Source organism: Streptomyces sp. NPDC058308 (genome assembly GCF_042880275.1).
Lineage (GTDB): Bacteria > Actinomycetota > Actinomycetes > Streptomycetales > Streptomycetaceae > Streptomyces.
In genome coordinates, this window is record NZ_JBHVZA010000018.1 from 151,054 (window position 1) to 177,020 (window position 25,967).

The following is a 25,967-nucleotide window of genomic DNA, read 5'->3' on the forward strand; positions in this document are numbered from 1 at the left end:
GCCCCCTAGCCCTGGAACCTGAGCACGGTGGTGAACCCCTGCACGCCCTCGGCGAATCCGCTGCCGACCAGCGTGGTGGTGGGTTCCTTGCGCCCGAAGCCCGCGGAGTACCAGCCGAGCGGCGGGCCGCTCTCGCCGCGGTGCGCCCGCCAGGACAGCTCCCCGGGCAGGTCGAGCACCGCGGAGCGGTCCTCGCCGTCCCGGGTCCAGGTGAGCACGGCCCGGTTCTGCACCAGGTCCGCGGTGACGGCCGGGCCGAGGTGGAACGCCAGGCGCACGGACCGGCCGGGGCCGTGCACCTCGTCGATCACCTTCAGCTCCTGGCTCTCGGCCGTCAGCTCGACCCGGCGGCGGTGCACGGAGTCCTCGTAGCCGTCGTGCTCGGCGCACCACCGGGTCGTGTCCGCGGCCAGGACGCGGCTGCGGGCGTGCCGCGTCCAGAGGAACGGGCCGCCGGAGACGGACTGGTCGGCGCCGTCCAGTTGGAGGGTGTTGTGACCGAGGGTCGACCGGAAGTACTGCCGCCACTCGGGCTGCCCGTGGTAGCAGTACGTCCCCGGGTCGGCGAGCACGTCGACCCCGTCGTGGCGGACCTCCACGGACAGGGCGTCCGCGTGGGCGTGCGCGGCGATGGACAGAAAGCCGTGCGGCCCGCCGTCGCAGCGGCACCAGATCTCTTCCGGCCCGCGCAGGATGGTCATGCCCGCGTCGGCGAAGTGGCCCGGCCTGCTCGCCGGACGGGCGACGGCCGGTGCGGTGCCGTCCTTCGCGTACGGCCGGACGAGCACGGCGAGGAGCGGGGTGCGCACGTCGGTGCCGGTGACCTTCGGCCACCAGGCGAGGCGGCCGAACACGGCGTCGCCGGTGGCCAGGAGCGAGCCCCAGCGGTCGGTGCCCGTGCCGTCCACGACCAGCCCGTGTCCGTCGTCCGCGTCCCCCTGGCGCGGCGGCCGCAGCCGGTTGTCCACGACGGCCGCGAGCGCGTCGGTCATCCGCAGCAGCACGAGGCGGGTCGCGCCGGGGACCGGCACGCCCGCGGCATCCGCCTCGGCCACCGCGGCCAGGCCGAGCTCCAGGACGAGCCCGTGGTACTCGGTGGCCAGCTCGCGGTTGAGGCCGGAGAGGAAGGTGTTGGCGCGCAGGTGCCGTTCGAGGGAGCGCAGCGCGTCGTCCCGCCAGCGCGCCGATTCGGGGTACCAGCCGAACGCGCAGGCCGCGGCGGCCAGCCCGGCGACCTCGGCGATGATGTGGTTGTTCGCCGAAGAGCCCCGGCTGGGGAAGGCGGCCAGCCAGCGCTGGTGGTGCCAGATCTGGTTCACCGCCACCGGGTTGTCCTCGAAGAGGCCGGCCGCGCCCGGCCAGCCGTCGAGCAGCCGGCGGATCCACACCCAGGAGAGCAGCCGGATCCCCAGCTCGATGCCGCTGATCCAGTGCACGCCGCGCAGCGGCGCGTTGGCCGTCCACCACAGCCGCAGGTGCTCGGCCACGCGCTCGGCGTACCGCTCGTCGCCGGTGATCGCGTAGGCGGCGGCGAGCACGGTGAGGTACTGGTGCCGGGACAGCTCCCAGATCTGCTTGATGTCCCCGACCGCCTCCTCGTCGCGGTAGGGCAGGTCGAAGGCGTAGCCCCACGGAGCCCGGCGCCCGGTCTTCGGGTCGAACCACCAGTCCGGGTCGGCCAGGTCGTCGCGGTCCACCCCGAAGAACTCGGTCTGCCCGGCCATCAGCCGGTCCGCCTCGGCGATGAGTCGCTTCGCGGCGTCCTGCGGCACCGCGGCGATGGCCCCTGGGGGCAGCACCGCGGTGAAGCGGGCGCCGGTCACGTCCGGGCAGTCCGGGCGGGCCGACTTCCACCGCCGCCTGCGCACCGCGTCGCCCACCCGGCCGCCGACCTCCCGCGGGCCCATCCGGGAAAGGCGTCGCAGGTACCAGCCCGCACTCAGGGTCATCGCGCGCTCGCCAGCATCACCGGCGCGCCGCCGGCCAGGCCGCGCTGCACGGCGAGGGTGGCCGCCGTGGTGGCGACGAGGGACTCCAGCGGCACCGGCATCGGCCCGCCGGTCCGCACGGCTCTGACGAACGCGGCCAGCTCGGCGTTCTGCCCCTTGTCCCGGGCCTTGGGCAGCCGCGAACTCACCCACCGCTTGCGGCCGTAGACCGAGGCACGGACGAAGTCGTCGAGCCGCAGGGCCCGGCCGTCCGCGACCATGTCCAGCGTCTCCTTGGGGAAGCCGGCGGGGCCCGTGGTGACGTAGCTGATGGTGGCGGTGGACCCGTCCGGGTAGCGCAGCACGACCTGCAGGTCCTCGTTGCCGGACGTGGCGAGCGAGTACACCGAGACCGGGTCGGCGCCGAGCAGCCAGCTCGCCGTGTCGATGAAGTGGCCGCCCTCGCCGACGAACCGCGAGCCCTCGGTGCCTTGCTGGAGGTACCAGCTGCCGTGCCCGAGCCGCCCCGCGTTGACCAGGTAGCGGAGGTTCGCAGGTCCTGTCCGGACGCCGAACCGCTTCTTCGCCTCCTGCAGCAGCGGCGAGAAGCGGCGGTTGAAGCCCACCTGCAGCCGGTCGTTGCCGGACTCCTCGACGGCCGCGAGCACCCCGGCCAGCTCGTCCTCGGTGAGGGCGAGGGGCTTCTCCACGAACACCGTCTTGCCGGCGAGGAGGGCTCTGCGGGTCAGTTCGGCGTGCGAGCTGTGCCGGGTGACCACGAACACCGCGTCGACGGATGGGTCGCCGAGCACGGCGTCGAGGTCGGTGGTCGCCTCGGCGAAGCCGAACTTGCGCTGCGCGTTGGCCGCGGACAGCGCCGTCGTGGTGACGACGGTGGACAGCTCGACGCCGTCACGCTGGGCCAGGTGCGGCAGCAGCATCGACGTCGCGTAGTTGCCCGCGCCGACGAAGGCGAGGCGCACCGGTGTCCTGGCGGCCCGGGCCGGGGCGGACGCTGTGCCGCCTGGCCGCTTGACCGCGGGCACGGCCATTTCCGGGGCGACCGCTTCCGCCGTGTCCTCGGCTTCGGCGGGGCCGGGGTAGCGGAACAGCACGGCCACGGCCTTCAGGTCGCCGTCCTTCAGCCGCTGGTAGGTGTCCACCGCGTCGTCGAAGTCGGCTATGTGGGAGATCAACGGCTCCACGTCGACGCGGCCGCGGGCGACGAGGTCGAGGAAGCACGCCAGGTTGCGGCGCTCGGTCCAGCGCACGTAGCCGATCGGGTAGTCGCGCCCCTCCAGCTCGTACGCCGGGTCGTAGCGCCCGGGGCCGTACGAGCGCGAGAACCGGACGTCGAGCTCCTTCTCGTAGTACGCGTTCCAGGGCAGGTCGAGGCGGCACTTGCCGATGTCGACGACCCGGCCGCGGTCCCGGCTCAACTTGGCCGCCAGCTCGACGGGTTGGTTGGTGCCGCCGCCCGCGGCCAGGTACACCTGGTCCACGCCGTGGCCGCCGGTGAGCTCGGCGACGGCGCTCTCCACGGCCGCGGACTCCGGGTCGCCGCAGGCCGCGGCGCCCGAGCGCTCGGCGAGCTCGCAGCGCACCGGGTCGGGGTCGACCCCGACGACGCGCACTCCGGAGGCGGTCAGGAGCTGTACCACCAGCTGTCCGATGAGGCCGAGGCCGATGACCAGGGCGACTTCGCCGAGCTGCGGCTCGCCCTGGCGCACGCCCTGCATCGCGATGGATCCGACGGTGCCGAAGGCCGCGTGCCGTGGCGCGAGGCCGTCCGGCACCGGGGCGTAGAGGTTCTTCGGCACCCAGTTCAGCTCGGCGTGCAACGCGTGCTCGTTGCCGGCGCAGGCCACCAGGTCGCCTGCCTTCACGTCGTCGATCCCGGCGCCGACCTGCTCGACCACACCGCACAGCGAGTAGCCCAGCGGCGTGTAGGAGTCCAGCTTGCCCATCACCTTGCGGTAGGTGGCGGGCACTCCGTTGGTGGCCACGCTCTGCATGACCTTGGCCACTTGGTCAGGACGGGAGCGGGCCTTGCCCACCATCGACATGCCGGCCTCGGACACCTTCATGAGCTCGGTCCCGGTGGAGATCAGCGAGTAGGCGCTCCGCACCAGTACACCGTCCGGCTTGCAGCCCGGCACGGGCACGTCGAGCAGCGCCAGTTCGCCACTCTTGTAGTTCTGAACGACCTGTTTCACCCGAGCTCCTCTTGTTTCAACTTGCAATGCTGTCAAGCCGCTTGGCTCTGGCCGGAGCCAGAGATCGCGTCGCGATACCAGTACTCCAGGGTCAGCACGTGCCACAGGTGCTTGGAGAAGTCCCGCTGCCCCGCGGCGTCCTCGGCGACCATCCGGGCCAGCGCGTCACGTCGCAGCAGCCCGGAACGGACGAGCTCGCCGTCGTTCACCACCTCGCGCACCAGCGGCGCCAGGTCCCGGCTCATCCAGGCCCGCAGCGGGGCGCTGAACAGGCCCTTGGGGCGGTACACGATCTCCTTGGGCAGGATCGAGCCTGCCGCCTCCTTGAGAACGGCCTTGCCCTGCCGTCCGGCGATCTTGCGGTCACCGGGCACGGCGAACGCCGCCCTGACCACCTCGACGTCCACGTACGGCACCCGCACCTCGGTCGACGCGGCCATGCTGGAGCGGTCCGTGTACGCGAGGTTCAGTCCGGGCAGGAACATGCGGGCGTCGCCCAGGCACATGCGGTTGACGAAGTCGTCGAGTTCGTTGTCCTCGTAGACGTCCGCGTGCTCGGTCAGCACGTCGTCGACCGCTCCGGCCAGGTCCGGATTGACGAGGGCGAGCAGTTCGGCCTGGTCGTACATGGTGTAGCTGCGCCGGAACGCGGTCTCCTCCGGGAGATCGGCGAAGGAGAGGAACCGCTTGGCGAAGCGCACCGACCGGTACCCCCGGCGGGCCGTGGCGACGGGCAGCCGGTCCACGACCGCGGAGACCCCGCGCCGCAGGGGCCGCGGGACGCGCTGGTAGCGCAGCGCGAGGAGGTTGGCCAGGTGCTTGCGGTAACCGGCGAACAGTTCGTCGGCGCCCATCCCCGAGAGCATCACCTTGACCCCGGCTTCGCGGGCGGCCGAGCAGATCAGATAGGTGTTGATCGCTGCGGGGTCGCCGATCGGCTCGTCCAGGTGGTACGTCATCTGCGGCAGCAGGTCGAGCACGTTCGGGGCGATCTCGATCTCGTGCAGGTCGACGCCGAACTGCTCGGCCACCTGCCGGGCGTAGCGCAGGTCGTCCGGCATCGCCTCGAATTTGGCGTCCTCGGCACGGAACCCGATCGTGTAGGCGGAGATCCCGGGTCGCTCGCGGGCCGCGAGCGCGGTCAGGTAGCTGGAGTCGAGACCGCCGGAGAGGAAGGTCGCCACGGGGACGTCGGAGAGCAGGTGCCGCCGGTTCGAATCCTCGATGATGGCGGCGAGGTCCGGCAGTTCGCCACTGCGGGCCCGCTCCCGGCCCTCGGCGGCGACGTCCTTCAGGTTCCAGTACCGGCCGCGGTCCACCCGGCCGTCGGGCCGGAACCGCAGCCAGCTCCCCGGCGGCAGCTTCTCCGCCTCGCGGAACGCGCAGCGCGAGTCCGGCACCCAGTAGTACAGCAGCGAGGCCACCAGCGCCGCGTGGTCGACCTCCAGGGTCCCGCCGGTCACCGCGGCGAGCGCCTTCAGCTCGGAGGCGAACATGAGGCCCCCGCCGCGCCGCAGCAGGAACAGCGGTTTGATGCCCAACTGGTCGCGGGCGAGCACCAGTTCACCGGTGCGCTCGTCGAAGATCCCGAACGCGAACATGCCGCGCAGCCGGGGCAGGCAGTCGGTGCCCCAGCGCCGCCAGGCCTCCAGGAGCACCTCGGTGTCGGAGGTGCCGCGAAAGCGCACCCCGGAGGCGGCCAGTTCGGCGCGGAGCTCGGGCGCGTTGTACAGCTCGCCGTTGTACGTCAGGGCGAGACCGTCCGAGACCATCGGCTGGGCGCCGGTCTCGGACAGGTCGATGATGGCGAGCCGGCGGTGCCCGAGCTGCACTTCGCCGTCACCGGCGAGGTGGCTGTAGCGGCCCGCTCCGTCCGGGCCGCGGTGGGCGAGGGTATCGGTGAGCCGGTCGGTCACGGCCTTCCCGTCCGGCCATCGGTACGTGCCTGCGATGCCACACATGTCTTTGCGTGCCTCCTATTCGCTGTTCGGAACGTGTGCGGCCCACATCGGCAGCCTTTCCGTCCACATCTGGCTGATCCCGTTCCGCCGGTCCAGCCGCTCGCTGTGGCCGCGCAGCGCGATGTGCAGCCCGTCCCACAGCGTGCCGTCGGTCCTGTCCCGCGGATCGGGGTCGATCAGCACCACGCCGATCACCGGTATGCGCTGGTCGGCGAGTTGCCGCGCCACGGTGTGCAGCCAGGAGGCGCTGCCGTGCCCGGCACGCACGACGAGCACGGTCTGGCCGCCGAGGTACTGGAGGTCGGTCCACGCCGTGCCGGGCGCCACCGAGCCGACGCCGAGCCTGCGCGCCTGATGCGCCTCGGCCTCGGCGCGCTCGCCGCTGACCACGGCCGGGTCGTCGGGCCCCCGGCGGAGGTTGGCGAGCTGCGGCCCCGGCAGACCGTCGACGATGACCACCGGATGCCCCTCCGTCGCCAGTTCCCTTGCGACGTTCAGGGCGATCTCGCTCGTGCTGCGCGCGCAGCCCAGTTCGAGGAACGAGACCGGTTCCGCCGAGCCGCGCACGGTGCGGGCGAGGGTCGTGGTGAGCCGCTCGTGCGCCGTCCGGCTCCGGCGGCGCTGCCAGAGTCTGGACGGCCAGCGGGGGGTGCGGCGCAGCTCGGCGATGACCGAGGCGCCCAGGTGCGCCGCGATCTCCCGGCGCAGCACGGGGCGGTCCGCCACCACCGCGCCGACCGCGGCCACCGCGAGCCCGAGGAAGAGTCCGAGGAAGAGCCCGATCCCGGTATTGGTGACGGCGGCCCTGGGAAGGGAGTGGCGCACGGCGCGGGGGGCGTCCACGATCTGTGTGCCGGAGACGATCTTCGGCGTGCCGGTGCGTGCCTCCGCGGCGCGCTGGTCGAAGTCGGCGATCCGCGAGTTGAGTTCGGCCCGGCGGGCGAAGAGCGACTCGATGCTCGCCGACGATTTCGGGTCGGCACCCGGCGAACGGCCGCCGATCGACTCGTTGACCGCGGTGAGTTCGTCCCGCATCCGGTCACGCTGCTCGGTCAGGGCCTTGGCCTCGGCCTTCGCGGTCTCCCGCATCCGCCGCACATGGTCCGCGACGAAGGCGTCGGCCAGCGCCTTGGCCCGGGCCACCGCCGCCGCGTCGCTGTCGGCCGTCACGTCGATCTGCAGCAGGTTGTTGGTGACGCCCGTGCCCCGGTAGTCCTGCATGAAGTCCTCCGGATTCTCCGAGGACTTGAGGGCCCGCAGGGCCTTGGCGGCGATCCGCGTGGTCCCGAGCAGTTCGACGTCGGTGCGGATCAGCGTGCCGGTGTCGTTCGCCTGGTCCTCCGCATGCGTGACGAGGACCTTGGTCACCGCGCTCGGCGGCGGCGGCCTGAGCACCGCCAGCGCCGCGCCTGCCAGCACCCCGACCAGCGCCAGCGTCGCCCAGAGGCGGCGGCGCCTGCGCACCGACACCACCAGAGCCTGCAGGTCGAAGAGCGGAGAGCCGCCCGACGACTCCGAAGTCTTGTCCGCCGTCACACCGCACCGCCCCTCGCGTCGTCGCCCACCGCGACCGCCGGCGCGGCGTGCTGCACAGGACGGCGGGTGGCGCGCTCCGGACGGGACCGGACCGGGCCGGCCAGGACGATGCCGACGACCTCGTGCCCGGCGTCCGCGCACGCCTCGGCGATGCCGCCGAGCTCCACCGCGGTCCAGTTGCCCGCGCTGAGCACGACCAGGGCGCCGGACTCGGTGCCGCGGTCGGGCACCATCGGCCGGAGCACCGGTACCTCCACCGCCCGGAGCGTGGGGTATCCCCTGCTCGAAGAGGAGGCGGAGGCATCGGTGCCGGCTTCGGCGACGAGCTGCTCGGCGGCCCGGCGGGCGATCTCGTCGCCGTCCGGTACGACGACCAGCAGCGGCCGGGGGGCGCTCAGTTGGTTGCGGAGCCGGGCGCAGACCCGTCGGTAGCGGGTGCGTCTGCTGGCCTCGTCGCCGGCCGCCTGAGGGGTCGGCAGGTCCCATCGCGTGTCGACGCCGAGGAGTCGCCGGATCACGGCCCGCGGTCCATGGCCGGCGGGCCGGTACGCGGACCGGTCACCCGGTACGTCGACGGTGCCGAGGAGCGTCGAGCCCAGCGCCGCGGCGATCTCCGCCTCGGTGCGCAGCCTGCGATTCATCCGCGCGGCGGCGAGGTGGCCGATGACCGCGCACAGGAAGGCCAGCAGCGCCCCCGCGACGACGAGCTGCGTCCTCGTCGGCGGCGCCTCGCCGGTCGGCCGGGCCGCGGGCCCCATCACGACCATGTTGGCCTTGTTCGACGCCGGGTCGGCTTCGTCCAGCTTCTTCATGGCCTCCGCCAGTGCGGTCCGCAGCTTCTCCAGCTCGGTGCGGGCCTGCACGCTCTCCACGGTCTGTCCCGGGTCGGCCGCGTTGGCCAGGTCGGTGATGCGGCGATTGGTCTGCATTACCTTCTGTCTCAGTGCCTCGGGCCCCGACTCCGCTTCGGGGTCGGAGGTGTCGCCCGCGATCCGTCCGGCGAAGGTGACGAACTGGGTGGCCACCTCGTCGGAGAGCCGCTGCGCCCGTGCCGGGGTTTCGGCCGTGCCCGAGATCTTGATGATGTTTCCGTCGGCGGCCTTGGCGCTCACCTGGTCCCGCAGGTCGGTGGCGCTGACGCCGGACCAGTGGAGCGTGTCGGCGGCGCGGTCGACGACCTCCGAACTTGTCGCGATCTCCGCCTGGGTCAGCAGCTCGCGCTCCTCCCACTGTCCCGGCAGCAGCACCGACGCCGATGTCGTGTAACTGGGCGGGAACAGCAGGGAGGCGCCGTAGCCCACCAGTGCGCCAAGCACGGCGACGACGGCGAGTAGCCGCCAGCGCCGACGGAGAATCCGCCCGACGGTGACCAGGCGTATCGTGTCGTCGCTCAACGGCGCGGCCTCCTCCCTGACCGGGCCGGGCCGCCTGGCGCCGCCGGAGTGCGGCCACCACAGGCGGCGGCGTAGGCGGCGAGCAGCGAGCGCTGGGAGTTCTGCCAGGAGAGCTGCCCCGTGATCCGCTCTTGGCCGGTCTTGCCCATCCTCGCCCGCTGCTCCGGATCGTCAAGGAGCAGTGCGATGAGACGGGCGAATTCGGCCTCGTCGTTGGCGGGCGCGTAGAGGGCGGCGTCGCCGGCGGAGACACGCGCCTCCCGGAGGTCGAAGGAGACGATCGGCCGGCCCATCGCCATGTATTCGAGGACCTTGTTCATGGTCGACACGTCGTTGAGCGGATTGCGCGGGTCGGGCGAGAGGCACACGTCCGCGGTGGACAGGTAGCGCACCAGGTCGGCGTCGGGTATTCGGCCGGTGAACCGCACCTGGTCGCTGAGCCCGAGCTGCCGGGACAGCTCCACCATCGCGTCGAAGGCGTCCCCGGAGCCGACGAACACCGCGTGCCAGTCGGTCCGTCCGGCCTCGTCGCGCAGTTTGGCCAGGGCACGCAGGGCGTAGTCGACGCCGTCCTGCGGCCCCATGACTCCGAGATAGCACAGGAGATGAGGCTTGCCGTTCTTCAACTCCGGTTCGGGTGCCACGGGTTGGAACCGGTCGACCTGGGGCGCGCTGCGCACCACGAAGACGTCCTGAGGCCGCTTGCCGCCGCGGCGCACCGCGACGTCCCGGTAGCTCTCGTTGGTGGCGATCACGATGTCCGCGGCCCGGTAGGTCATCCGCTCCAGCGCACACACGCCCCGGTAGAGCAGGTCCTGACCGCGGTCGAACCGGGAGAGGTACAGCTCGGGCACCAGGTCGTGCTGGTCGAAGACGAACCGCGCGCCGCGCCGCGTCAGCCACCGCGCGGGCAGGAACAGCAGGTCCGGCGGGTTGCAGGCGTGGACCACGTGGACCGGTCCGACCTTGCGGGCGAGGCGGGCCGTGTGCCACAGCGCCGATCCGTACTCCCGCAGATAGCCGGCCGGTCCGCCGGTGGCGGCGCGCAGCGGGTAGCGGTGGATCCGCACCCCGTCGATCTCCGCCTCCGGCTCCGTGTCGCGCTTGGTCCCCTGCGGACAGATGACGTGCACTTGCCAGCCCGCGTCGCGCAGTGTCGTGCATTCCTGCCACACCCGCCGGTCGAACGGCACCGACAGGTTCTCCACCAGGATCAGCGCGCGCCGTGCCTGGCGGTCGTTACTGGTCGTGTCACCAAGCAAGGCCTATGTACCCCGGTTCAGTTCGGCGCGTTTCGGCGTCGGGAAGGTGGATGAGGTCGACGATCACCGGGGCGTCGCCGTGGGGCAGCGCCGAGAGCACGGCCGGGTCCTTGGTCCCGACCAGGCACACCTCGGCGTGCTCCAGTACCTCCTCGACGGAGTCGGCGAGCAGCTGCGCGAGGTGCGGAAGCCGGGTCTCGATGTACTCGCGGTTCGCGCCCATCAGCCGCGAGAGGCTCACGTTGGCGTCGTAGATCCGCAGGTCGTACCCCTTGCCGAAGAGCCGCTCGGCCAGCTCGACGAGCGGGCTCTCGCGGAGGTCGTCGGTGCCGGGCTTGAAGGAGAGCCCGAACAGGCCGACCCGGCGCTTGCCCGTGCGCTCGACCAGCTCCACCGCGCGCTGCAGATGGTCGGAGTTGGAGGGCAGTACGTGGGACAGGATGGGCACCGAGACGTCGGCCCGCTGCGCCGCGTACACCAGGCTGCGCAGGTCCTTGGGCAGGCAGGAGCCGCCGAAGGCGAAGCCGGGCCGCAGATAGGCGGGGCTGATGTTCAGCTTGCGGTCGGCCAGGAACACGTCGATGACCTGGTGCGAGTCCACCCCGAGCGCCTGGCACACCGCGCCCAGCTCGTTCGCGAAGCCGATCTTGAGGCCGTGGAACGCGTTGTCCGCGTACTTGATCGCCTCGGCCGTCGGGACCGGCACCCTGAACGTCTCGCCGGGCAGTCCCCCGTACAGCGCCGCGACCGCGTCGCCGCTCGCCGTGTCGAGTTCGCCGATGACGGTCTTCGGCGGGTCGAAGAAGTCCCGCACGCTCGTGCCCTCGCGCAGGAACTCCGGGTTGACCGCGACCCCGAAGTCCACCCCGGCCGTTCCGCCGACGGCCTTCTCCAGGATCGGCACCAGCAGGTTGAGGCAGGTGCCCGGCAGCATGGTGCTGCGGAACACGACGGTGTGGCGCCCGTCCCGCTCGGCGAGCGCGGCGCCGATCTGCTCGGTGACCCGCTCCAAGTACCTGGTGCTCAGGCTGCCGTTGGGCGCCGACGGCGTGCCCACGCAGACGAGGGACACCTCGCTTCCCATGATCGCCTCGCGCACGTCGCCGGTGGCGCGCAGCTTTCCGGAGGCCACGACCTCGGCGGTGAGTTCGCCGATCCGCTCCTCGACCACCGGTGCCTTGCCGTCGTTGACCAGGTCGACCTTCACCGGGTTCACGTCGACCCCGATGACCTCGTGACCCAGGCTCGCCAGACACGCGGCCGACACGCAGCCCACATAGCCGAGCCCTAAGACGCTTATTCTCATGAACCGCTCCTCCCCCCGGACAGGCCCTTGGGGCCTGCCGTCCGTACGCCGATCGGACGGCGCCCCCCGTTCATCAGCCCCCCGTACATCAGTAGGCCCCCTGGCCCTGGAGCACCGCGCGCAGCGTCTTCCACAGGATCACTGTGTCCAGGGCGAGCGACCAGTCCTCCACGTACCGCAGGTCGAGGCGGACCGCCTCCTCCCAGGGCAGATCGCTGCGTCCGCTGATCTGCCACAGACCGGTGAGCCCGGGCTTCACCAGGAGACGCCGCCGGATGTCCGGGCCGTACGCCGCGGACTCCTCCGGCAGTGGCGGCCGCGGGCCGACGAGCGACATCGAACCGGTGAGTACGTTGAAGAGCTGCGGGAGCTCGTCGATCGAGTACCGGCGCAGCACCGCTCCCACCCGGGTCACCCGCGGGTCCCGGCGGACCTTGAACAGCAGCCCCGCGCCTTCGTTGAGCTCGGCAAGATCGGCGCGTGCCTTGTGGGCGCCGGTGACCATGGTGCGGAATTTGAAGATCGTGAACTCGCGGCCGTCCTTGCCGACTCTGCGCTGTCTGTACAGCGCCCCGCCCCGGCTGTCCGCCAGGACGAGCAGCCCGACGAGCACCATCAGCGGCGCGAACAGCAGCAGCAGGATCGCCGCGCCCAGCCGGTCGACGACGCCTTTGACCGCCCGGCGGCCCCCGGTGAACGTCGGCATGCTGACCCGCAGCAGCGGGATGCCGAGCACCGCGTCGACGTGCAGCCGCGGTCCCGCCACCTCCATCAGGACGGGGGCCACGACCATCTCGGCATCGCTGCCTTCGAGGTTCCAGGCCAGCCGCTGCAGCCGCTCCGGTGACCAGTGCGGGTCGGGTGTGACCGCGATGACGCGGTACCCGTCGCGGCTGACGTGGCCCGCGACGTCCGCAAGGCGACCGACGACCGGCACTCCCTCCAGCTGGTCGCCGTCGAGCCCCAGACCGTCGGCCGTGCACACCGCCTCCACCCGCCAGCCGAGGTGCGGCAGCTTGCGGGCCCGGGTGATCAGGTCGCGCACGGTGTCCAGGCTGCCGGCCGCGAGCACCGGGCGCAGGCACCGTCCTTCCTTCCGCTGCTTGTGCAGCCAGAGGCGCAGCAGATATCGCTCGGTCATGGTGACGAGTGCGATCGCCGGGATCGCGACGAAGATCCAGAGCTTGATGTTGCGCGAAGTGAGAGCGATACCGCCGAGTGCCAGGACGACGGCCGCCGTGAACAGTGAGCGCCCGAGCCGGCGGAATTCCTCGGCGCCCTGGCCGAGTACGGCCGGAGCCCACGCCCGGCTCATCGCAAGCGCTCCCAATATGAGGAGCTCGGTGCCGAATGCGAGAATTCCCCATTTCTCGTGCCAGTTGGCCGCGTCCCGGACTCCGAAGAAGTTGCCGATCGCCCCCACTATGAAAGCGGTGGCCACGGTGTCGCTGGTTATCACGGTGCGGCGGTAGCGCTGCTCCCAGTCGCTGGCCGGCCGGCTGATTGCCCCGCTCGCCACACGCGCCGACGGAAACGGGTTGACTAATTCCCCCTGTTGCACAGGACCCCCCAGGTCACCAATGGTTCGACGTGCTCGCCTGACACGTTTCTCCCGGGAGGCACCCCTGCCCCCCGCGCCGTGCTGTTCCTCCCCTCGGGAGGCCCCCGCCCCCCGCGCATGGCAATCCGCTGTGTCAGCGCTACTTCGACAACCCACCCAGGCGGCAGCAGACGTGCAGGTGCTACCGGACTCTCGAAGTACGCGAAAACCCTTCCGAACCCCGAGTGCTCCCCGCACCCGAGGCCCTCTCCAGGGCTCCAGGAATTGCTCTCCCCCAGGCCGGGTGCCAAGGACGCACAACATGGCTGTCCAGGACATCGGACCTATAGATCATTATTTGTCGCCTCGTGTCCGCATGTGAAGCACGGTCAATCTAGACCATCGAAGCCGCCCTGGAGAGGGGATGTGTGCAACTTGTGCTCAACCTTTGAACCTCGATCTATCGGCCGGTGACCGCCCGCGAGGCCCCGGACGGCGACGACAGGCCTCGTGACCTGGGGTGACGATGTCTTTACGGAATGCCGTCAGCGGCGACTGCGAGGCGAAGGGGCACTTTTAACTGGGCTGAATCTGGGCCTGCTTTGTCTCATCTGCCGCTCCTCTCTCCGACCTGGATGTTCAGCCCCGCTTCCCGCCCGCCCGCGCCTAGGCTCAACATCGTTACGGAGCTGGGCTTTTGAGGGGCGGGGACCCATGAGACGCGACGACCTGATCCGGCCGGTTCCGGAGCTGCTGAAGGAGCACGCCGAGCGATCACCGGAACGTGTCGCCTACGCGGACGCCTCCCGACGCGTCACCTACGCCGGGTTGGAGCGCCGCACCCGCGCGCTGGCCGCACATCTGGCCGGGACGGGACTCCACCGAGGTGATCGCGTCGCGATCTGCCTGGGCAATTGTGTGGAAACGGTGGAGAGCTGCCTCGCTGTCCTGCGGGCGGGGATGGTCGGCGTCCCGCTCGATCCTCGGTCGTCCGACGCCGAACTCGCCCACTTCCTTCAGGACAGCGGCGCCGCATACGTCGTCACGGACGCCGCACACCTGGCACGCATGCGGCGCCCCGGCCCGCCGCACGACCGCCTCCGCGCCCTGATCACCGGCACCGGACCGGCCCCGGACGGCGCGCACCTCTTCGAACACGCGGCCGCCGTCACGAGCGCGCGCGGCGCGGCCATCGACCGGCTCGGCCTCGATGAACCGGCCTGGATGCTCTATACCTCCGGCACCACTCGCCGCCCCAAGGGCGTGCTGTCCACCCAACGGGCCGCGCTCTGGTCCGTCGCCGCCTGCTACGCCCCGCTCTTCGGCCTCTGTCCCGAGGACCGGCTGCTCTGGCCGCTTCCGCTGTTCCACAGCTTCAGCCACTCGCTGGCGATCCTGGGCGTGACGGCCGTGGGCGCGAGCGCCCGGCTCACGGGCGAGCCGCTGCCGCCGGGCGGCCTGCGGCAGGTGCTGGCCTCGCAGGACGCGGGTCTCGGCGGGCCGTTCACCCTGCTGGGCGGTGTGCCCGCCACGTATCACCGGCTGGTCGAGTCGGCGGGTGGAGCCCCGCCCCCACGGGCGTTGCGGATGTGCGTCGTGGCCGGTGCGCCGAGCGGCCCCGCACTGCGCGCGGCCGTGGAAAGCGCCTTGGGGGCGCCGCTGCTCGACGCGTACGGCAGCACGGAGACCTGCGGCGTGATCACGGCGAACCGCCCCGAGGGGGCCAGGGTCGACGGCTCCTGCGGCCCTCCCATTCCCGGCATGGACGTACGCGTTGTCGACACGGAAAGCCTCGCAGAACTTCCAGGCGGGGCCGAGGGCGAGGTCTGGGTGCGGGGGCCGAGCCTGATGACCGGGTACCACGAGCAGCCCGAGGCGACGGCCGCCGCACTGCGGGACGGCTGGTACCGCACGGGCGATCTCGGCCGCTTCTGCGCCCACGGCCACCTCCGACTCACCGGCAGGCTGGTCGAGTTGATCATCCGCGGCGGCGAGAACATCCATCCGACGGAGATCGAACAGGTCCTGGCGCGGTGCCCCGGCGTGTCCGACGCCGTGGTCGTGGGGCTGCCGCACGACGTGCTCGGCGAGGTGCCGGTCGCCCTCGTCGTACCGGGTCCTGACGGGTTCGACGCGCGCCGGGTGCTCACCGAGTGCCGGGCCCGCCTCGCCGCGTACAAGGTGCCGGCCGAGGTCCGCGAGATCGCCGCGGTGCCGCGCACCGCGTCCGGCAAGATCGCCCGGCACCGGCTGGTCGTCCCCGCCCCGGCCCCGCCGGCCGGCAGCGCCCCGCGCGAGCGGCTCCTCGCGCTCTCCCCCGACGAGCGGGACCGCGCGCTGCGGCAGACGGTGCTGGCCGCGACGGCCGAGGCCTGCGGGCGCGCGCCGGATGATCTGCCCGCCGCTGACAGCCCGTTCGCCGACCTCGGCCTGACCTCCCTGGCCGCGGTCGAGCTGGTGGACCGGCTCGGAGCGCTGACCGGGGCGAGGCTGCCCTCGACGCTGGTCTTCGACCACCCGACACCGGCCGAGGCGGCCCGGTACCTGCACGCGACGCTCTTCGCGAGCGCCTCCTCGGGACGGCGGACACGGCTGCGGCGGCCGTACGACGTCGGGAACCGTAACCACGAGGACGATCCCGTCGCGATCGTCGCCATGGGCTGCCGGTTCCCAGGTGATGTCAACTCGCCCGAAGAGCTGTGGCAGTTGGTGTCTCAGAGCCTGTCTTTGAACCCTCGTCGTCCGCGCGAAGCGTGGGCGCAGCGGCGGATTGGGGCCTCCCCTGCTCGAGCGGAGCCGAGAGCTTGGGGAAGCGTGCGATCGGTGTGCGGAGCTCCAGGTCATGTGGCGGAGCCACCTGTCCTGGGGCTCCGTGCGCCGAGCGTGCGTGCCGAGCGTCGGGGCGCAGGCGGGGGTTCAAAGACAGGCTCTCAGGGCCGGGACGCCATCTCCGCGTTCCCCACCGACCGCGGCTGGGACCTGGCCGCGCTGTACGACCCCGATCCCGACCGCATCGGCACCTCGTACACCCGTCACGGCGGTTTCCTGCACCGGGCCGCGGAGTTCGACGCCGGTCTCTTCGGGATCTCGCCGCGCGAGGCACTCGCGACGGACCCCCAGCAGCGCCTGCTCCTTGAGACGTCCTGGGAGGTGTGGGAGCGGGCCGGGATCGACCCGGCGTCGCTGCGCGAGAGCGACACCGGCGTCTTCGTCGGCCAGATGTACGCCGTCTACGCCGGCCGCTTCACGCGCCGCCACGAGCTGGAGGCCCACCTGGGTCTGGGCTCGGCGGGCAGCGTGACGTCCGGACGGATCTCGTACGTGTACGGGCTGCGCGGACCCGCGATCACGCTCGACACCGCCTGCTCCTCCTCGCTGGTGGCGCTGCACTGGGCGGCACGGGCGCTGCGCTCGGGCGAGTGCTCGCTGGCGCTCGCGGGCGGGGTCACGGTGATGGCGACGCCCCACCCGTTCCTCGCCTTCAGCAGGCAGCGCGGCCTCGCGCCGGACGGGCGCTGCAAGTCGTTCTCGGCGGCGGCCGACGGCACGGCCTGGGCCGAGGGCGCGGGACTCGTCCTCCTGGAGCGGCTGTCCGACGCGCGGCGGGGCGGCCATCCGGTCCTGGCCGTCCTCCGCGGCTCCGCCGTCAACTCCGACGGCGCGTCCAACGGCCTCACCGCGCCCCACGGCCCGGCCCAGCGGCGGCTGATCACGCGCGCCCTCGCGGACGCGGGACTGCGCGCCGACGACGTCGACGCGGTGGAGGCGCACGGCACCGGCACCCGGCTCGGCGACCCCATCGAGGCGCGGGCCATCCTGGACACGTACGGACAAGACCGCGAAGTGCCGCTGCGGCTCGGGTCGGTCAAGTCCAACCTCGTACACACGCAAGCGGCCGCCGGAGTCGCGGGCGTCATCAAGATGGTGCAGGCCATGCGCCATGGCGAGCTGCCCCGCACGCTGCACGCCAACTCACCGACACCGCACGTGGACTGGCACTCGGGCCGGGTGGAGCTGTTGACCGCCGCCCGGCCCTGGCCCGCGTCGGACCGGCCGCGGCGGGCGGGGGTCTCGGCCTTCGGTATCGGCGGGACGAACGCGCACGTGATCCTGGAGGAGGCGCCGGAGGACGGGGTGGGGACGGCCCTCTCCCAGGATGCCCGCTCCGCACCGCCCGCTCCGTGGCTGCTCTCCGCCGCCGATGCCCCCGCCTTGCGCGCCCGGGCACGACAGCTCGCCACCGAAGTGGCGGACGCACCGGGCCTGTCGTCCGCCGACATCGCGCGCTCGCTGGCGGTCTCGCGCCCCGCCCTCGCTCATCGGGCGATGGTGCCGACCGGTGACCGGACACGGGTACTCGACGCGCTGACCGCACTCGCCGAGGGCCGGGAGGCACCGGGAGTCGTACGAAGCCTGGCGTCCCCGGAGATCCGTACGGCCTTCCTGTTCACCGGGCAGGGCGCCCGGCGCCCCCGGATGGGCGCCGGACTGCGCGCCGCCTTCCCCGTCTTCGCCGAAGCCTTCGACGAGGCCTGCCGGCACCTGGACGGCGCTCTCCCCCGGCCGCTCGGCGAGGTGCTTTCGGCCGAGCCCGGCTCACCGGTCGCGGCCCTCCTGGACCGTACGGACTTCGCGCAGGCCGGGCTCTTCGCCTTCGAGGTGTCGCTGTACCGGCTGCTCGAGTCGTGGGGTGTCCGGGCCGGTCATCTCGTCGGCCACTCCGTCGGTGAGCTGGCGGCGGCGCACGTCGCCGGTGTGCTCGACCTGCCCGACGCGGCGATGCTCGTCGCCGCCCGCGGACGGCTGATGCAGGCGTTGCCCGGCGGTGGCGCGATGGTGGCACTGGACGCGGCCGAGGGTGAAGTCCTGCCTGTGCTGGCCGAGTTCGGTGGGCGGGTGGCGATCGCGTCCGTCAACGGGCCCCGCTCGGTGGTGGTCTCGGGCGTCTCGGACGCGGTCCTCGCGGTGGCCGCCTCCTTCGGGGCACGTGGCCGCAAGGCGGTTCGGCTGCGGGTGAGCCACGCCTTCCACTCCCCCCTGGTGGAGCCGATGCTCGACGCGTTCCGCGCTGTCGCGCGGGAGTCGGCCTTCCGGTCGCCGCGGATCCCGATCGTCTCCACCGTGACAGGACGGCTCGCCGAGGCCGCCGAGCTGTGCTCGCCCGAGTACTGGGTGCGGCATGCCCGGCTGCCCGTGCGGTTCGCCGACGCCGTGCGCCGGCTCGCGGACGACGGCGTCTCGTCGTACCTGGAGCTCGGCCCCGGCCCGGTCCTCACCGCGGCGGTCACCGACTGTCTGGCCGAGGCACCGGACGGCGGCGGCTGCGCTCTCGCCGTCGCCACCCGTGGCGGTGAGCACGAACCGGAGACCCTCCTGTCGGCGGTGTCGCGGCTGCATGTGGCGGGGGCCGCCGTCGACTGGGCGGCGGTGTACGCGGGTTCCGGCGCGCGGCGCGTGGACCTGCCGACGTACCCCTTCCAGCGACAGCGGTACTGGTTGGACGTCCCGCGCACAGCCGCCACCGAGCACGCCCCACCCCTGTTGGGTCCGGCCTTCCCGGTGCCGGGCACGGAACGGACCGTACTCGCGGGGCTGTTGTCCCTCCCCGCGCACCCCTGGTTCGCCGACCATGTCATCGCCGGAAAGGTGATCGTGCCAGGGACGGTGTTCGTGGAGATGGCCGTGCGGGCGGGGGACGAAGTGGGCTGCGGGACGGTCGACGACCTCGTGCTGCTGCGTCCGCTCGCCCTGCCCGATTCCTCGTCGGCACGCGTCCAGGTCGTGGTGGGCGGCCCCGACGACGCGGGCCGACGCCCGGTCGACGTCTACACCCGGCCGGAGGACTCCGCCGAGGACACGCCGTGGACCCGGAACGTGTCCGGACAGCTGGTACGGGGGCGTCCTTCGGAGGCGGAAGGGGGCGCCTGGGAGGACGGGGCCGCCCAGTGGCCCCCGCATGGGGCCGAGTCGGTCGACCTCACCGATGCGTACGCCGCCCTCGCCGACGCCGGACTCGCCTACGGGCCCGCCTTCCAGGGGGTCGGCGCGGTCTGGCGGCGCGACGGCGATGTCTTCGCGGAGGTCCGCCTGCCCGCGTCGCACGCCTCGGAGGCCGGCCGCTTCGGGCTCCACCCGGCACTGCTCGACGCCGCGCTGCACGCGCCGCTGCTCGCCGCGCCCGCCGGGCGGGGCGCGCTCCGGGTTCCGTTCGCGTGGAGCGGGGTGATCCTGCACGCCTGCGGCGCCACGGAACTGCGGGTCCGGGTGACACGTACGGGCACGGACACGGTCTCCCTCATCCTTGCCGACCCGTCGGGCCGCCTCGTGGCCCGCGTGGCATCACTGACGACGAGGGAACTCCCGTCGGAGCACGTCGGCTTGGCACATGACGACCTCGTACGACGGGCTCTGCTGCGCCCCGAGTGGGCGCCTCTGAACGTCCTCGGTCCGTCCGGCAGGGCGGCTGGGCGGGTGTGGGCGACAAGCGGGTCCGACCAGCTCGGCCTCGACGCGTTTCTGCCCGGCGGCACGGACCCCGACTTCGTCGCTGTCACAGCTGTCCCTTCCGCGTCGGACTCCGATCCGCTGCCCGGCGTGCACGAGTTGACCGGCAGGGTCCTCAAGACGCTGCGGGACTGGCAGAGCGATCCGGGCGCGGCAGGCTCCAGGCTGGTGGTGGTGACACGGGATGCCACCGCCCCGGTGCCCGACCTGGCGGGTGCGGCGGTCTGGGGGCTGGTGCGCGTGGCCCAGTCGGAGCTGCCCGGCCGCGTCGTCCTGGTGGATGTGGACGGGCGGTCGGAGTCACTGCGGTTGCTTGCGGCGGCGGTCGCCACCGGAGAGCCTCGACTCCGGTTACGTGAGGGGCGGGTGACGGTCCCGCGACTGTCCGCGAGCGGTGGCGAGGCCGACGTGACGGCCACTTCCTTCGGCGCGGAGGGCGCCGTGCTCATCACCGGCGGCACCGGTGCGCTGGGCGCGGAGCTGGCGCGTCATCTCGTCTCGGAACACGGCGTACGACATCTGCTGCTGACCGGACGCCGTGGGCCACGCGCGCCCGGTGCCGCGGAACTGCGCGCGCTGCTCACGGAGTTGGGGGCGCGGGTCGACATCGTCGCCTGCGACACGGCCGACCGTGCGGCCCTTGCCGAGGTGATCAAGCGCTGCGAACCGCCACTGACGGCCGTGGTGCACTCCGCCGGAGTGCTCGACGACGGCGTGCTGGACTCGCTGACCCCCGAGCGGATGGCGGCCGTGCTGCGGCCGAAGGCCGACGCCGCGTGGCATCTGCACGAACTGACCCGCGACATGACGCTCTCGGCGTTCGTCGTGTTCTCCTCCGTCTCCGGTCTGCTCGGTCCGGCGGGCCAGGGCAATTACGCGGCCGCCAACGCGTTCCTCGACGGTTTCGCCCGGCGCCGCACCGCCGAAGGGCTGCCGACGGTGTCGCTGGCGTGGGGCCCGTGGGAGCATGCCGACGGTATGGCGGCGGGACCGGCACCGGGATCACCCCGGCCCCGCCCACAGACGCGTGACGTGCTCGTACCGTTGTCCACCCGGCAGGGCCTCGCCCTGTTCGATGCCGCGCTGGGGTCGTCCGAGCCGGTCCTCGCGCCGGTCCTCATCGACCGGGGCGCGCTCCGGTCGGGCGCCGGGCACGTGGTGCCGCCGTTGCTGCACGGACTCGTCCGCCGGACCCGCCCGACGGCTGCGGCGACGACGACCTCCGGAAGCGACTCCGGCACCGAGCAGGCCCACGCGTCCGGAGCCTGGCGGGAAAAGCTCAACCGACTGCCCGTCGACGAACGGGACTCGACGCTCGGAGAGTTGCTGGGAGCCGCCGTGGCCGAGGTGCTCGGCTATCCGGACGCCGACGCGCTCCCGGCCGGCAGGTCGCTCGCCGAGCTGGGGTTCGACTCCCTCACGGCGGTGCAGCTCCGCAACCGTTTGAGCATCGCGCTCACGCTCAGGCTGCCGGTGGCAGTGGTGTTCGAGCACCGGACGGTCGGGGACCTCGCACGTCACCTGCTGGTTCTGCTGGGCCGGTTGGAGGGAGAAGCACCCATCGGAGCGACTCCTGCGGCAGTCACCGAAGATACCCCCGGGACCACAGCCGCCGAGCGGCCCGCGTACAGCCTCTCCTCGCTGTTCCGGGCTGTCAGTTCCGCCGGACAGCCGGTGGCGGCGATGCACCTGCTCGTCACGGCGTCCTGGGCGCTGCCCACCTTCACCGCCGCCCAGGGCTCCCGGCACGGCCCGCCCCCGGTCCGCCGCTCCCACGGCCGCCCGCGCTCCGGCAGGCCGACGGTCGTCTACTTCCCGGCGTACCACCCGTCGTTCGCGTCGGTGGGCGGAGACTTCCCGCGCTTCCACGGCGCCTTCCGTGACGACTCGGACGCGTGGGACGTCCTGGAGTTCCCGCATCCCGGGATCGGCGCCGGTTCCGCCGTACCGGCGGATCGTGCCGCACTGGCCTGCGCCCAGGCCGAGAACGTCCTGCGGCATGCCGGGGACGGACCTCTCGTGATCGTGGGCCGGTCGGCGGGCGGAAACGTCGCGCACCTGGTGACGCACCGCCTGGAACACCTGGGCCGGGCACCGGTCGGCCTCGCCGGGAGCACGCGGGGACCACCACGTCGGCGATCCGGGCGTGGGTCGACGGACGGAGGACGGCGGAGCGGAGCTGGTGAGCGGCACCGACGACGGGCCCGAAACGGCACGGCGCTCGCCTCTACTGCCCTCCGCCTTCGAGTGTCCCGGGCGCCGCGGGCAGCTCCACGGTGATGCGGATCCCGCCGGTTGGGCGCGGGGTCAGGACGAGGGTTCCGTCGTGTGCCTGGGTGATGGTCTTGACGATCGCCAGGCCGAGGCCGACGCCCGCGTGGTCGGTCCGGACGCGTTCGGTACCGCGCTGGAAGGGCTCGGTGAGGGTCGCGGCCAGCTCCGGGGTCATCTGCTCGCCGGTGTTCTCGACGGTGAGCACCACCGTCCCGGGGCGGATACTGGTGGTGACCCACACCGTGCCCTGTCCCGGCAGGTTGTGGACGATCGCGTTGTGCACGAGGTTCGTGGTCAGCTGGAGCAGGAGCGCCGGGGATCCGCTCGTGGGGGTGATGTCGCCGCTGGTCTCGACGGTGACGCCGCGTTTCTCCGCGAGCGGGAGAAGGGTTTCGGTGGCTTCTTCGGCCAGGAGGGACAGGTCGACGCGCTCTCGCGTGAAGGAACGCTGGTCGGCGCGGGTGAGGACGAGCAGGGCCTCGGTGAGGTCGATCGCCTGGGTGTTGACGGCGTGGAGCCGGTCGATGAGTTCGGCGGTGTCGCGGTCCGGGTCGGTGCGGGCCACGTCGAGAAGCGCCTTCGAGGTCGCCAGCGGGGTGCGCAGCTCGTGAGAGGCGTTGGCCGCGAAGCGCTGCTGTTCGGCGACGTGCGCTTCCAGCCGTACGAGCATCGCGTCGAAGCCGTCGGCGAGTTCGCGGAACTCGTCCTTTCGGCCCGGCAGCCGGATGCGGTGGGAGAGAGAGCCGTTCTCGGCCATGCGTGTGGCGTCCGCGATGCGGGTCAGGGGAGCGAGCATGCGGCCGGCGAGAATCCATCCCCCCAGGAGCCCGAACACCAGGAGGCACGCCATGATCGTGGCCGCCGCCGGGGCGAACCTGCCCAGGAGGAGTTGACGGTTGGGGTTCTCGTAGAGCATTCGGCGGTCCCAGTCGTCAGGGACGTACTTCAGGAGGAACACCCATACGGCGGCCAGCAGCAGGGCACCGGCGGCCATCACGAACCCCGCGTAGCTGAGGGTGAGTTTGACGCGAACGCTCAAGCCAGGCGCCCTATCCACAGTCGGCACCCCCGTCTTTGGTCTCGTGTCCGGCCGCCGGCCGCGTGTCGATGCGGTAGCCGACGCCCGGCGCCGTGGCGATGATCCAGGGCGGTCCCAGCCGCTTGCGCAGGGCCGAGACGGTGATGCGCACGGCGTTGGTGAACGGGTCGGTGTTCTCGTCCCACGCGCGCGCCAGGAGCTCCTCGGCGCTGACGACACCGCCTTCCGCGGCGACCAGGACTTCGAGTACGGCGAACTGCTTCCTGGTCAGCGCGACGTAGCGACCGTTCCGGTAGACCTCCCTGCGGAACGGGTCCACCCGCAGCCCCGCGATCTCCCGCACGGGCGGCCTGCTGTGGGCGCGTCTGCGGTCGAGCGCTCTGAGCCTGAGCACGAGCTCTCGGAGGTCGAAGGGTTTCGTGAGGTAGTCGTCGGCTCCGAGTTCAAAACCCGAGGCCTTGTCGTCGAGCCGGTCGGCCGCGGTGAGCATGAGGATCGGCATGCCGCTGCCCGTGGCGACGATGCGTTCGGCGATCTCGTCGCCGGAGGGTCCTGGGATGTCCCGGTCGAGTACGGCGATGTCGTACGTGTTGATGCTCAGCAGTTCCAGCGCGGTGTCGCCGTCGCCCGCGATGTCGGCCGCGATCGCTTCCAGGCGCAGGCCGTCACGGACTGCTTCCGCCAGATAGGGCTCGTCCTCGACGATCAGCACACGCATGTCGTCGATGCTACGAGCCGGTACATATCGCCGGCGTATCGAAAACGACATACGCCCCGGCAACACCGCGCTCCCTTGACTGGCGGCATGACTCGAATCCCACCGGCAGTCCCGCCCTTAGCTCCGAGGCCCGCACGGACAGCGACCCACTGGATCCGCCCGGTCCTGGTCGTCGTCCTGATGGCCGCGATGGCTGCGATAGCCGCGGTCACCGTGGCCCTCCTCCACCAGGTGTCGAAGGACTCGCCCTTCTCGGCCGCCTCGCCCTCGAACTCTCTGCACCGGGAGGACCGTGGGCACCGTGAGGACCGCGGTGGGGCAGGCGAGGCCGATGGTGTCGTTCCCGACGACGTGACGGTCTTCGACGACACGACTCCGGCCGTGACCCGTCTCGATCCGGAGCTGCGCGAGGCCCTGCGCCGGGGCGCGAAGGCCGCCGCGGCCGACGGAACCACGTTCTACGTCAACAGCGGCTGGCGTTCCCCGGAGTACCAGGAGCAGCTCTTCCGCAAGGCCGTCGCCAAGTACGGCTCCGAAGAGGAGGCCGCTCGCTGGGTGGCCACCACAGCGACGTCCCCGCACGTGTCGGGGGACGCGGTCGACATCGGGCGCTCCGACGCGGCGGCGTGGCTGTCCGGGCACGGTGCCGCGTACGGGCTGTGCCAGATCTACCGCAACGAACCCTGGCACTACGAACTGCGCACCGACGCGATCGAGCACGGCTGCCGACGTATGTATGCCGACCCCACCCAGGACCCGAGGATGCAGCAGTGACCGGCAGTGCGCGAGAACGGACCATGACGCAGGTGGACGCGGCGGAGGCGGGAGAGGAGTGTGCCGTCCGCCAGGACACCGGAGCCGGTCTCAGCACCGGCGTGCGAACCGGCACCTGGCGGACCCGCGTCCGCCGGGCGCTCCACTGCGCCACCCGCCCGGGCCCTTGGCAGCGCGGCCTCGTCCTCGCGGCGCTGGCGGTGCTGCTCGGCCTGCTCATGCTGCTGCACGCGCGGATCACGGACCGCCGGGGACTCGGCAGCCTGGTGGAGACCTTCCTGCCGTGGTTCGGCCTGTTCGTTCCGGTGCTGCTGGCCGGGGCGCTGTGGCGCCGCTCCGCCTCCGCGCTGGTCGCGCTGCTGCTGCCGGTCACGGTGTGGCTGAGTCTCTTCGGCGGGCTGCTCACCGACAAGTCCCGCCCGGGCGGTGACCTCACCGTGGTCGGCCACAACGTCGGCGCCGGGAATCCCGACCCGGCCGGCACCGTCCGCGACCTGGCCGCCTCAACGGCGGACGTGCTGGCCCTTGAGGAGATCTCCGAGCAGGCCAAGCCGCTGTACGAGAAGGGGCTGGCGAAGGCGTATCCGTACCACGTGGTGCGGGGCACGGTCGGGCTGTGGAGCAAGCTGCCGCTTTCGGACACCAGGCCGGTCGACATCGAGACGGACTACGGGCCGCTGGCCGCCACCGAACCGGTCGGGAGAACGATGGCCGACAACCGGGCGCTGCGCGCCACGGTGGCCACGGACCAGGGGCCACTGGCGGTGTACGTGGCCCACCTGGGGTCCGTGCGCGTGGTCCCCGGGGACGGCTTCGGGACGGGTACCCGGGACCGCAACGCGGCGGCGCTCGCCAAGGCCGTCGCGGCCGAACCGAACGAGCGGATGGTGCTGCTCGGCGACCTGAACGGCACCACGGACGACCGCGCGCTCGACGGCCTCACCGCGCGCCTGGACTCGGCCCAGGAGAGGGCGGGGAACGGCTTCGGCTACAGCTGGCCAGCGAGCTTCCCGGTGGCACGGATCGACCAGATCCTGGTCCGCGGCGTGGAACCGACGAGCGCATGGGTGCTGCCGGCCACCGGCAGCGACCACCTGCCGGTGGCGGCCAGGATCAGCTGGTGACGGCGCTCCTTGGCCGGTGCTCCGCGATCCGTCGCGGTCACCGGCCTCGACGCCCGAAGGGCAGTCCTGGATGCCCGGATCGCTGCCCGGTCTGCCCAAACGGGCACCAACCGGGGCACAGGCGGCCGTTGACACAGTGAACAACCCAGGCCAATGATGGTGACCGGCCGGCCCCCCTGACCCTCTGACCAGGCCTGACGACAGCCCGCGACTCCGCACGCCGCCCACCTTCGCGCAACAGAACCTGTCCCCCACGAGAGACCAGTGACGCGTAGACGTCGGGAGCCCCGCCCGGCCGTCCATGTTCCGCTGCCGCCCCGGCATCCCCTGCTCCGTCCGCCCCGCGACGGCGACACCGCGTCCGGCTCTCGTCGGCATCGATCGTTCACCT

At 72.2% G+C, this 25,967-nt stretch carries 13 protein-coding genes; 3 read left to right on the forward strand and 10 right to left on the reverse strand.

Annotated features, from left to right (window positions below; genetic code table 11):
* Positions 1-5 precede the first annotated feature (5 nt).
* From ACFVYL_RS24375 to ACFVYL_RS24410, 8 genes are all read right to left on the reverse strand, one after another.
* On the reverse strand, positions 6-1,949 hold the full coding sequence (locus tag ACFVYL_RS24375) for an alginate lyase family protein (protein ID WP_389719410.1): 1,944 nt from the start codon (positions 1,947-1,949) through the stop codon (positions 6-8).
* Positions 1,946-4,144, reverse strand: coding sequence for a bi-domain-containing oxidoreductase (locus tag ACFVYL_RS24380; RefSeq protein ID WP_389719411.1), 2,199 nt, complete (start codon positions 4,142-4,144; stop codon positions 1,946-1,948). Before ACFVYL_RS24380 ends, ACFVYL_RS24375 begins: the two co-directional genes overlap by 4 nt.
* A gap of 32 nt (positions 4,145-4,176) precedes the next feature.
* The gene (gene asnB / locus ACFVYL_RS24385; RefSeq protein WP_389719413.1) at positions 4,177-6,105 is read right to left on the reverse strand and encodes an asparagine synthase (glutamine-hydrolyzing); all 1,929 of its coding nucleotides are present in this window, start codon (positions 6,103-6,105) and stop codon (positions 4,177-4,179) included.
* A gap of 15 nt (positions 6,106-6,120) precedes the next feature.
* Complete coding sequence (locus tag ACFVYL_RS24390; RefSeq protein WP_389719415.1) at positions 6,121-7,641, reverse strand: Wzz/FepE/Etk N-terminal domain-containing protein; 1,521 nt, start codon at positions 7,639-7,641, stop codon at positions 6,121-6,123.
* Positions 7,638-9,035: a Wzz/FepE/Etk N-terminal domain-containing protein gene (locus ACFVYL_RS24395; protein WP_389719416.1), complete on the reverse strand. Its 1,398-nt coding sequence runs from the start codon at positions 9,033-9,035 to the stop codon at positions 7,638-7,640. Before ACFVYL_RS24395 ends, ACFVYL_RS24390 begins: the two co-directional genes overlap by 4 nt.
* A complete protein-coding gene (locus ACFVYL_RS24400) occupies positions 9,032-10,297 on the reverse strand; it encodes a glycosyltransferase family 4 protein (protein ID WP_389719418.1) in 1,266 nt (421 codons plus the stop codon). The genes ACFVYL_RS24395 and ACFVYL_RS24400 overlap by 4 nt, the downstream gene beginning before the upstream one ends.
* Positions 10,287-11,603: a nucleotide sugar dehydrogenase gene (locus ACFVYL_RS24405; protein ID WP_389719419.1), complete on the reverse strand. Its 1,317-nt coding sequence runs from the start codon at positions 11,601-11,603 to the stop codon at positions 10,287-10,289. Before ACFVYL_RS24405 ends, ACFVYL_RS24400 begins: the two co-directional genes overlap by 11 nt.
* Before the next feature lie 88 nt (positions 11,604-11,691).
* A complete protein-coding gene (locus tag ACFVYL_RS24410; RefSeq protein WP_389719421.1) occupies positions 11,692-13,164 on the reverse strand; it encodes a sugar transferase in 1,473 nt (490 codons plus the stop codon).
* Between the two features lie 693 nt (positions 13,165-13,857).
* On the opposite strand from ACFVYL_RS24410, the gene ACFVYL_RS24415 reads away from it, so the two are divergent.
* On the forward strand, positions 13,858-21,927 hold the full coding sequence (locus ACFVYL_RS24415; protein ID WP_389719423.1) for an SDR family NAD(P)-dependent oxidoreductase: 8,070 nt from the start codon (positions 13,858-13,860) through the stop codon (positions 21,925-21,927).
* Here the strand turns inward: ACFVYL_RS24415 and ACFVYL_RS24420 are convergent.
* A complete protein-coding gene (locus tag ACFVYL_RS24420) occupies positions 21,875-22,960 on the reverse strand; it encodes a sensor histidine kinase (protein WP_389719424.1) in 1,086 nt (361 codons plus the stop codon). The two genes, ACFVYL_RS24415 and ACFVYL_RS24420, sit on opposite strands and share 53 nt — an antisense overlap.
* A gap of 10 nt (positions 22,961-22,970) precedes the next feature.
* Positions 22,971-23,678: a response regulator transcription factor gene (locus tag ACFVYL_RS24425; RefSeq protein WP_389719425.1), complete on the reverse strand. Its 708-nt coding sequence runs from the start codon at positions 23,676-23,678 to the stop codon at positions 22,971-22,973.
* Positions 23,679-23,867: 189 nt separating this feature from the next.
* Here ACFVYL_RS24425 and ACFVYL_RS24430 point away from each other — a divergent pair, with 189 nt between their 5' ends.
* The gene (locus ACFVYL_RS24430) at positions 23,868-24,452 is read left to right on the forward strand and encodes a M15 family metallopeptidase (protein ID WP_389719426.1); all 585 of its coding nucleotides are present in this window, start codon (positions 23,868-23,870) and stop codon (positions 24,450-24,452) included.
* Positions 24,453-24,475: 23 nt separating this feature from the next.
* Entirely contained in the window at positions 24,476-25,576 is a 1,101-nt protein-coding gene (locus ACFVYL_RS24435; RefSeq protein ID WP_389719427.1) for an endonuclease/exonuclease/phosphatase family protein, read from the forward strand.
* Positions 25,577-25,967: the final 391 nt, after the last annotated feature.